Source organism: Okeania sp. KiyG1, from assembly GCF_014132355.1.
GTDB lineage: Bacteria > Cyanobacteriota > Cyanobacteriia > Cyanobacteriales > Microcoleaceae > Okeania.
In genome coordinates this window covers 1-9,830 of sequence record NZ_BLZO01000183.1, presented here as the reverse complement: position 1 = coordinate 9,830, position 9,830 = coordinate 1, and the positions used below count along the sequence as shown (strand labels likewise).

5 protein-coding genes are annotated in these 9,830 nt (G+C 41.1%); 3 read left to right on the top strand and 2 right to left on the bottom strand.

Annotated features, from left to right (window positions below; all coding sequences use genetic code 11):
* Positions 1-312: 312 nt before the first annotated feature.
* Positions 313-1,770: a cysteine peptidase family C39 domain-containing protein gene (locus SAGCYANO_RS39985; protein ID WP_307786306.1), complete on the top strand. Its 1,458-nt coding sequence runs from the start codon at positions 313-315 to the stop codon at positions 1,768-1,770.
* A 2-nt stretch (positions 1,771-1,772) separates the two neighbouring features.
* Positions 1,773-2,477 carry an ATP-binding cassette domain-containing protein gene (locus SAGCYANO_RS49775; protein WP_307786305.1) on the top strand — a complete coding sequence of 235 codons (705 nt, stop codon included), beginning with the start codon at positions 1,773-1,775 and terminating at the stop codon, positions 2,475-2,477.
* A gap of 787 nt (positions 2,478-3,264) precedes the next feature.
* On the opposite strand, the gene SAGCYANO_RS39980 is transcribed toward SAGCYANO_RS49775, so the two are convergent.
* Together SAGCYANO_RS39980 and SAGCYANO_RS39975 are read right to left on the bottom strand one after the other, a co-directional pair.
* Positions 3,265-4,023 carry a hypothetical protein gene (locus SAGCYANO_RS39980; RefSeq protein ID WP_202225100.1) on the bottom strand — a complete coding sequence of 253 codons (759 nt, stop codon included), beginning with the start codon at positions 4,021-4,023 and terminating at the stop codon, positions 3,265-3,267.
* An 11-nt stretch (positions 4,024-4,034) separates the two neighbouring features.
* Positions 4,035-6,617, bottom strand: a complete 2,583-nt coding sequence (locus SAGCYANO_RS39975) for a hypothetical protein (protein WP_202225099.1) — start codon at positions 6,615-6,617, stop codon at positions 4,035-4,037.
* A 1,451-nt stretch (positions 6,618-8,068) separates the two neighbouring features.
* Here SAGCYANO_RS39975 and SAGCYANO_RS46805 point away from each other — a divergent pair.
* The coding region (locus tag SAGCYANO_RS46805; protein ID WP_375340088.1) for an AAA family ATPase at positions 8,069-9,830 on the top strand (1,762 nt) is incomplete at its 3' end.

The following is a 9,830-nucleotide window of genomic DNA, read 5'->3' as shown; positions in this document are numbered from 1 at the left end:
TTATATCCGTTTAATTGGACATAAACAGGACTTACGAATAATATATAGTTATACAGCATCTGTAGGGGGCGAATGCCATTCGCTATATATGGCGGTTCTGCGTAAGTCCGGATAAAAAAAATTCTCTAATTGCCACAACTACGCTCATCTTTCTAATTCTTTCTCCTCCTGACTCCTGAATTCTGTTTGCGGAGCATTCCGTAGGAAATTCTGTTTGCGGAGCATTCCGTAGGAAATTCTGACTCCTAAATTATCCAGACACTTTCTAACTCAAATGAAAAAAAAAGAGTCAAAACCCCTACTGTTATTCAGATGGAAGCCGTTGAATGTGGTGCTGCGGCCCTCTGTATCATCCTAGGTTACTACGGTCGCATTGTACCCCTTGCCGAACTCCGACAAGAATGTGGAGTTTCCCGCGACGGTAGTAAAGCATCCAAAATAGTTGGTGCTGCCAGAAATTACGGCATGGAAGCAAGTGGTTTCAAAGCAGAAACCCTCGACCAACTTGAGGAACTATCCCCCCCCTACATTGTATTTTGGGAATTTAATCATTTCTTAGTCGTTGAAGGATTTAACAAACATCAAGTTTTCCTCAACGACCCTGCTACCGGACCTCGTAAAGTTTCCTGGGATGAATTTGATGAAGGCTTTACCGGAGTTATCCTCACTATCGAACCTGGAGAGGAATTTGAAAAAGGCGGCCGTAAACCAAGCATCATCCCATTGTTATATCAAAGACTCCGACCATCTTTAGGGGCAATAATTTATTGTATCATCGCAGGTTTTCTGCTAGTAATTCCCGGTTTGACAGTACCAGTATTTAGCCAGATATTTGTTGATAATATTCTTGTGGAAAATCGTACTAACTGGTTGCGACCCCTAGTTTTAGGAATGGCGATCGCTACGATATTACAAACTTTACTGACTTTATTACGACTACGCTACCTAAGAAAATTAATGATTAAATTATCTATAGGGATGTCTAGTCAGTTTATGTGGCATATTCTGCGACTACCAGTAGGATTTTATGCTCAAAGATATGCTGGAGAAATTAGCGGTCGCGTCAATATCAATAATGAAGTTGCCCAGGTGCTTTCCGGTCAGTTAGCAACTACAGTTATTGATACAGTAATGATAGTATTTTATGGGTTGGTGATGTTTGCTTACGATCGCGTACTAACTTTAATCGGAATTAGCTTTGCTGCTGTAAATATCATAGCTTTGCAGTGGGTATCTCGGCAACGGGTAGATGCTAATATGCGGTTAGTGCAAGACGAAGGTAAACTTGCGGGGGCAAGTATTGCAGGGTTGCAAAGTATGGAAACCCTAAAAGCATCGGCGCTGGAGTCAGACTTTTTTTCTCGGTGGTCTGGATATTATGCCAAAACCGTGAATACCCAACAACAGTTGGAAGTGACAAATCAAGTTTTAGAGATTTTACCAACATTTTTATCATCCCTCACATCAGTATTGGTATTAGTTGTAGGTGGTTTGCGAGTCATGGAAGGGGAACTCAGTATTGGTATGTTGGTAGCATTTCAGAGTTTGATGTTAAGTTTTCAGCAACCTGTGAATACTTTGGTTGGTTTTGGCAGCACTCTCCAGGAATTAGAGGGAGACTTGAATAGACTGAATGATGTATTGAGCAATGAAACGGATGATCCCCCCCATCCCCCCTTGGGAAGGGGGAGACTGATCCCCCCCAACCCCCCTTGGGAAGGGGGGAGAGTGAGCAGGTATTTGAAGACTCAAAACTCAGAGGTTATGTAGAATTGCGGAATATTACATTTGGCTATTCACGGGTAGATCCACCTTTAGTGGTAGATTTGAATTTGTCGTTGCAACCAGGGCAAAAGATAGCATTAGTTGGTGGCAGTGGTTCGGGAAAATCGACGATCGCCAAATTAATTTGTGGTTTGTATCAACCGTGGGAGGGGGAAATTTTGTTTGATGGCATTCCCAGAGAGGATATTTCGCCTACAGTATTAACTAATTCTCTGTCGATGGTGGAACAGGAAATATTTTTATTTAGTGGCACGGTGCGGGATAATTTAACTTTGTGGAACCCAACAATATCAACGACTCAACTGATGAAAGCTTGTCGGGATGCTGTTATCCATGAAGCAGTGATGACACTTCCTGGTGGATACGATGGTGAGTTATTGGAGGGAGGTGGAAACTTAAGTGGGGGTCAAAGACAGAGGTTAGAAATTGCTCGTGCTTTGGTAAATAATCCTACAATATTAGTAATGGATGAGGCAACGAGTGCTTTGGATGCGGAAACAGAGAAAATGATTGTTGATAATTTGCAGAGTCGGGGGTGTAGTTGTATTATTGTGGCGCATCGGTTGAGTACTATTCGTGATTGTGATGAGATTATTGTTTTGGAATATGGGGAGGTAGTGCAGCGCGGCACTCATGAGGAAATGTTGCAGGAAGAGGGAGTGTATCGGGAGTTGATTAGTTCTGAGGGGTAGTTAAGCCCCCTAAATCCCCCAATTTTGGGGGACTTTGAGAAGCAGATTGACTCTTGTTCCCCCCCAATTTTGGCTTGCTCGGGGGGCAAATTTCAGAATCCAAGCCCCCTAAATCCCCCAATTCTGGGGGACTTGTTACAAGCAAATTGACTCTTGTTCCTCCCAATTTTGGCTTGCTCGGGGGGCAAATTTCAGAATCCAAGCCCCCTAAATCCCCCAATTCTGGGGGACTTGTTACAAGCAAATTGACTCTTGTTCCCCCAATTTTGGCTTGCTCGGGGGCAAATTTCAGAATCCAAGCCCCTAAATCCCCCAATTCTGGGGGACTTGTTACAGGCAAATTGACTCTTGTTCCCCCCAATTTTGGCTTGCTCGGGGGGCAAATTTCAGAATCCAAGCCCCCTAAATCCCCCAATTCTGGGGGACTAGAGCAAGCAAATTGACTCTTGTTCCCCTCAATTTTGGCTTGCTCGGGGGGCAAATTTCAGAATCCAAGCCCCCTAAATCCCCCAATTCTGGGGGACTTGTTACAGGCAAATTGACTCTTGTTCCCCCCAATTTTGGCTTGCTCGGGGGGCAAATTTCAGTATTACAGAGCTTTTCAGGTTGATAAACCACATCGTCATAACCAAAATCCTGTAAGGGCGAATGCCATTCGCCCCTACTGTGGTCTACCCACATGAAAACCGCTGTAAATCCCCCAATTCTGGGGGACTTGTTACAGGCAAATTGACTCTTATTCCCCCCAATTTTGGCTTGCTCGGGGGGCAAATTAATGCCTTCTTCCCTACCCACGAACTAAACCACTGAAACCTGCTACCCACAGGGATGTTAATATCCAACCAAAGATTATGTGAACCCATAGGTACCATCTTAATAAGCGACCTGCTTTTACTTTGAATAATATTAATGGAATTTCTTGACCTTTTTGAGAATTTGGCAGCCAATATGTTTGTTGATGTAGGTCAACTATGGGGATGAATGTGTCTAATGAATATAACCAGAAGTTAAATTCTGGATAGTCTATATCAATAGTTTTATTATTAGTTTCTTCGGTATATGGACTAATTTCTGAAGCTGGTGAAAATAGGCATTTATTATTGGATATTGAGTTGGAACAATTGTAATGGCCTAAAGCAAATGAAATCCAACCAAAGGATATAAAAATAGAACTCCAAACTAAGGCTTTTGTCGGTTTATAGCCGTATGCAATTGTAATATCTAGAAAGTAATTCCAAAATTTACTTAATTTGTTGAGTTTTGGTCTAATGTCTCTTTCTTTATGGATTAATATTTCTGTAGCGGCATCTGGATCGCCTTCTTTTTTTAATACTTCGGCTAGTTGTTCATAAGTTTGAGGGAAAAATTCTGGTTGCAGTCTCAGCCATTTGAGGCGGGTTTTGGCATCTTTAAGAACTTTAATATTATCGTCTGTTCCAAGTTTCTGATAAATAAAACCGTCAAGGTTGAGATTGTTTTTTTGAGGCCAACTTTGTTCGTCATCTCTGAGGCGACCTATTCTGGCAAATTGTAGGTCTATTTTCATGTAGTGAGTTTCTATTCTTTGATATTCTTTTTGAAGTAGTGATGTAATTTGATTGTTTTTATATTTTTAATGAAAGGATATAGGAGGCGTAGATAGAGTGGGAAAGTTACTTTTTCTTGTTTAATTTTGACCATACTTAATGTGTCGTCTACTCTGGCGCTGACTAAATAAATATTTCCTTGAAAAGTCCCTTTATCTAATAAAATATCTCCGTCAACATTGATTCCTTCGGCAGATAAAACAGTTCCTTTTTCGTTGGAAAAGTTGCCATTAGTGCAGTCAAGATTTCCTTTTATATTTGCTGCTGTTAAATCTACTTTACCTTGAGCTTTGAAGCCATTGCTGAGAATAATATTAGTTTTAACTTCTATATTCTGAGCAAAGAGCGCATATTTTTCTGGATTAGAGAAATGACCTCCACTACAATAAAGTCTACCGCCAATAGTAGCTCCAGATAGGCTTACCTCGCCTTTAGCCTTGAAGTCATTACTTAGAAACACAGAACCTTTAACTTCTATGTTCTCAGCATTGAGTGCATTTTTTCCTTTATTAAAGAAATGACCTTGACTACAATTAAGTTGACTGCCAATAGTAGCTCCAGATAGACTTACCCTACCCTCAGCCTTGAAGCCATTTCTCAGAAAGACAGAACCTTTAACTTCTATACGTTGAGCAAAGAGCGCATCTCCTTCTTGATTAGAGAAATGACCTCCATGACAAGAGAGTACACCACCAATAGTAGCTCCAGATAGACTGACTATACCCTCAGCCTTAAAATCATTATTCAGATAGACATCACCTTTGACTTCTATATTCTGAGCAAAGAGTGCAGTTCCTTCTTTGTTACAGAAATGACCTCCACGACAACTAAGTACACCACCAATAGTAGCTTCAGATAGACTGACTATACCCTCAGCCTTGAAGTCTTTATCCAGAAAGACATCAGCTTTGATTTCTACACCATCAGCAAAGAGCGCATATTTTCCTTTATTAGAGAAATGAGCTTTACTGCAACTAAGTACACCACCAATAGTAGCTCCAGATAGACTGACTCTACCCTCAGCGTTGAAACCATTTCTCAGAGAGACATCACCTTTGACTTCTATATTCTGAGCAAAAAGCGCATTTTTTCCTTGATTAGAGAAATGACCTCCACTACAAGCAAGTTGACCACCAATAATAGCTCCAGATATACTTACTTCTCCCTCAGCCTTGAAACCATTTCTCAGAAAGACATTAGATTTGACTTCTATATCTTGAGCAAAGAGCGCATATTTTTCTTTATTAGAGAAATGGCATTTAAAACAATTAAGTTGACCACCAATAGTAGCTCCAGATATACTTACCCTACCCTCAGCCTTAAAATCATTACTCAGAAAGACATCACCTTTGACTTCTATATTTTCAGCATTGAGCGCATCTCCTTCTTGATTAGAGAAGTGACCTTGATCACAATTGAGTACACCACTAATAGTAGCTCCAGATAGACTTACCCTACCCTCAGCCTTGAAACCATTTCTCAGAAAGACATCAGCTTTGACTTCTATATTCTTAGCATTGAGTGCAGTTCCTTCTTTATTAAAGAAATGACCTTGGCTACAAGAGAGTACACCACCAATAGTAGCTTCAGATAGACTTACCCTACCCTCAGCCTTGAAATCATTACTCAGAAAGACATCAGCTTTGACTTCTATATTATCAGCCCAGATTGCATCTCCTTCTTTATTAGAGAAATGACCTTGACTACAATCAAGTTGACCATCAATAGTAGCTCTATATAGACTAACTCTACCTTCAACCTTGAAACCTTCTCTCAGAAAGATATGACTTTTGACTTCTATGCTATGAGCATTAAGCGCATTTCCCTCTTTATTATAGAAATGACCTCCACAACAAGAGAGTTGACCACCAATAGTAGCTTCAGATAAGCTTACCTCACCCTCACTCTGAAAGCCATTTTGTAGATATAAACTACCCCTAACTTCAATCAACCCAGCATCAATACCAACAACATGACTGCCATCAAACTTGACTGCTTCTACCTTCGCTCCCCTCAAAATAACTTTTTCTACAAAAACACATTCTGTGAAACACCATAAACTTTCAAACTTAACAAACTCAAGATTTAATTTCCCCGAAATCTTAGCTCCACAAACCTGTAAACCATGATTAGTAAAATATTTAAAAGCTTCCACATCCGTACACAACCACTCAATAAACTTAGCCGATAATATCCGCTTTTCTCCCCATGATTCTACTGTAGCTGGATTATTAAATTCCTTTTCTTTAGCGATCGCTGCTAATAACTCTTTTAACTGTTCTGGGTGTTCTGACTTTTCTAACTCTTTTAACTGTTCTAAACCTAAACCTTCCAAATATTCTAAATTTTCTACATCCTCTAACCCTTTTAACTGTTCTTTTAACAGTTCTAAATCTAACTGTTCCTTAAGCAAAATAAGTTCTGGGGATTTAACTTGATAATCAGCTACCTCTCCTTTAACAATAGCCTTTAATAACTTTTGCTCAACAGAAGTCAGTGTTATTCTGTACCTCTGCTTTGCTAATGCAAGAAAACTCTTAAATTTGTCAGTCATAGTTTTTCAGATTTTAGGAATTAGGAATGTCGTTGATATTATATATAGCATTTCTCATAAAGATCAGGTACATTTATGTATGATCCCCCTAAATCCCCCTTAAAAAGGGGGACTTTGAAGCCTTACTCCTTTTGAAGCGGTTCCACCCTGATTAAGGGAGCGGTTCCCCCCTTATTAAGGGGGGTTAGGGGGGATCGTATGCTTTGCTAGTGCAACAAAATTCTTAAATTTGTCAGTCATAGTTTTTCAGATTTTAGGAATGTCGTTGATATTATATATAGCATTTCTCATAAAGATCAGGTACATTTATGTATGATCCCCCTAAATCCCCCTTAAAAAGGGGGACTTTGAAGCCTTACTCCTTTTGAAGCGGTTCCACCCTGATTAAGGGAGCGGTTCCCCCTTATTAAGGGGGTTAGGGAGATCGTATGCTTTGCTAGTGCAACAAAATTCTTAAATTTGTCAGTCATAGTTTTTCAGATTTTAGGAATTAGGAATGTCGTTGATATTATATATAGCATTATCAAAATGAGGTACATTTATGTATGATCCCCCTAAATCTCCCTTTTTAAGGGGGACGCGTGAAACCTTACCCCCCCCTAAGCGGTTCCACCCTTATTACAGGGAGCGGTTCCCCCCTTATTAAGGGGGGTTAGGGGGGATCGTATGCTTTGCTAATGCAATAAAACTCTTAAATTTGTCAGTCATAGTTTTTCAGATTTTAGGAATGTAACTGAAGTCACTCCGCATCCGGGAAGGCAGGAATTCAACCTGCATAGCTACTAGAGTTATCCCTAGTTTTTGGGACTGGCTAACTTACTTATGAGCTCGCCCTTGCCAAACGAATCGCACTCTTCACACACTCCCCACACTTCCCATCTCCCCTCTGCCTTCGTTCAATGGGTTGACAGAGAATTAAATAAGCGTTAAGATATAAAGACTTTATCCTGGCCTTCCTGTGATTATTAAATTTTTATTTCAGGACTTACGCATAACTACTACAGATAGTAGGGATTAACGGCCATTAACCCCTACAAATGGTGCATCATTTCGTCTTTCGCGTAAGCCCTGTATTTAAATAGCTATCAGCTTTTCCGTTTCGGAATGCTCCGCAAACAGCTAAAATCTGCTGGTTCGGTGTCCCCACGCTTATTTGAAAAATTAGTGGTGCGCCTTTTATGGTGGATTAAAACCCCCATTATACACCTTGAGAAGCTGATAGCTGATTGCTGATAGCTGAGTGCTACTTCAAGAAATCACAGGACTTACGCAGAACCACCACATCTAGTAGGGGCGTTAACGATAGTTATGCGAAGCAAACGGCCGTTCGCCCCTACAAACGGTCGTTTGCTGACGCATAGCTCCGCTAACGCCCCTACAAATGGTGTATAATTTCCTTTTTTTTGTAAGTCCTGAATTATTTGCAGAGCTGGAATAATTCATTTATAATAATGATGCTTAACTTAACAAATTATCAACAAACCGACCAAATTTATCTGGGAACTCGTACCCTTGTCTACAAAGCAGTCCGAGAAAGTGAAGGCAAACCTGTTATAGTTAAAGTCCTACGCAACCCTCATCCCAATTTCAATGAGTTACTCCAATGGCGCAACCAGTACGTTATTGCCCGTCATCTGGAACATCCTGGCATTGTTCGACCTATTGCCTTAGAACGCTATGGTAATGGTTATGCTCTGGTAATGCCTGATGACGGTGCAGTTTCTCTCTGGAAATATTGGCAGAAATCAGACCAAAACCTCAAAGAATTTTTCACAATTGCCATCCAACTAACTGAAGCTCTCCATTATCTTAGTAAACAACGCATCATCCACAAAGACATAAAACCTGCCAACATTCTGATTCACCCAGAAACTAAACAAGTTAAGATGATAGACTTCAGTATCTCCAGTTTATTGCCTAAAGAACAACAACAATTTATCAACCCGAATGGTTTAGAAGGAACCCTTGCCTATATATCTCCAGAACAAACCGGACGGATGAATAGAGGTATTGACTATCGTACTGATTTTTACTCTCTGGGGGTGACGTTTTTTGAACTCCTGACTGGGAAGTTACCGTTTGAAAGCAAAGATCCGATGGAATTAGTGCATTGTCATATTGCTCAGGCAGCGGAGTTTCCCGCAAGCAGCGAACAGTTAGAAATTCCGGCAATGCTTAGAAAAGTGGTGCTTAAGTTAATGGCAAAAAATGCTGAAGACCGCTATCAGAGTGCTTTGGGCTTGAAACACGATCTAGAGCGATGTCTGGAGCAGTGGAAAACTACAGGAGAAATTATCGAGTTTGAGCTTGGGGAATGGGATTTGTGCGATCGGTTTATTATCCCCGAAAAGCTCTACGGAAGGGAAAAAGAAGTTCAAGCTTTACTCAATTCCTTTGAGCGTGTGGCTAATCCTCTTCGCAAGGAAGAATCCCCCCCAACCCCCCTTAGCAAGGGGGGAGTAGAATCCCACCCAACCACTCTTAATAAGCCAGGAGTAGAATCCCCCCCAACCCTCCTTAATAAGGGGGGAGTAGAATCCCACTCAACCACTCTTAATAAGCCAGGAGTAGAATCCCCCCCAACCCCCCTTAATAAGGGGGGAGTAGAATCCCACTCAACCACCCTTAATAAGGGGGAAGTAAAATCCCACCCAACCACCCTTAATAAGGAAGAATCCCCTCCAACCCCCCTTAGCAAGGGGGGAGAAAAAAGGGTAGAAATGATGCTCATAGCGGGATTTTCAGGAATTGGTAAAACTGCCGTTGTCAACGAGGTTCACAAACCCATAGTTAAACAACGTGGCTACTTTATCAAAGGTAAATTCGACCAATTTAACCGCAACATTCCCTTTTCAGCTTTCTTGCAAGCCTTCCGAGACTTGATGGGACAATTGCTCGGTGAGTCGGATGCAGAATTAGCCAATTGGCAGGCGAAAATCCTCAAAGCGCTGGGAAAAAGTGGGCAAGTCATCATCGACGTCATTCCGGAACTAGAACGGATTATTGGTAAACAACCTCCAGTCGCCGAACTTTCTGGCAGTGCAGCAAAGAATCGCTTTAACTTGCTGTTTGGTAAATTTGTGCAGGTGTTCGCTACCAAAGAACATCCCCTGGTTATCTTTTTGGACGATCTACAATGGGCTGATTTGGCTTCATTAAACCTGTTGAAATTGCTAATGGACGATTCGCACACAGGTTATTTACTGGTGCTGG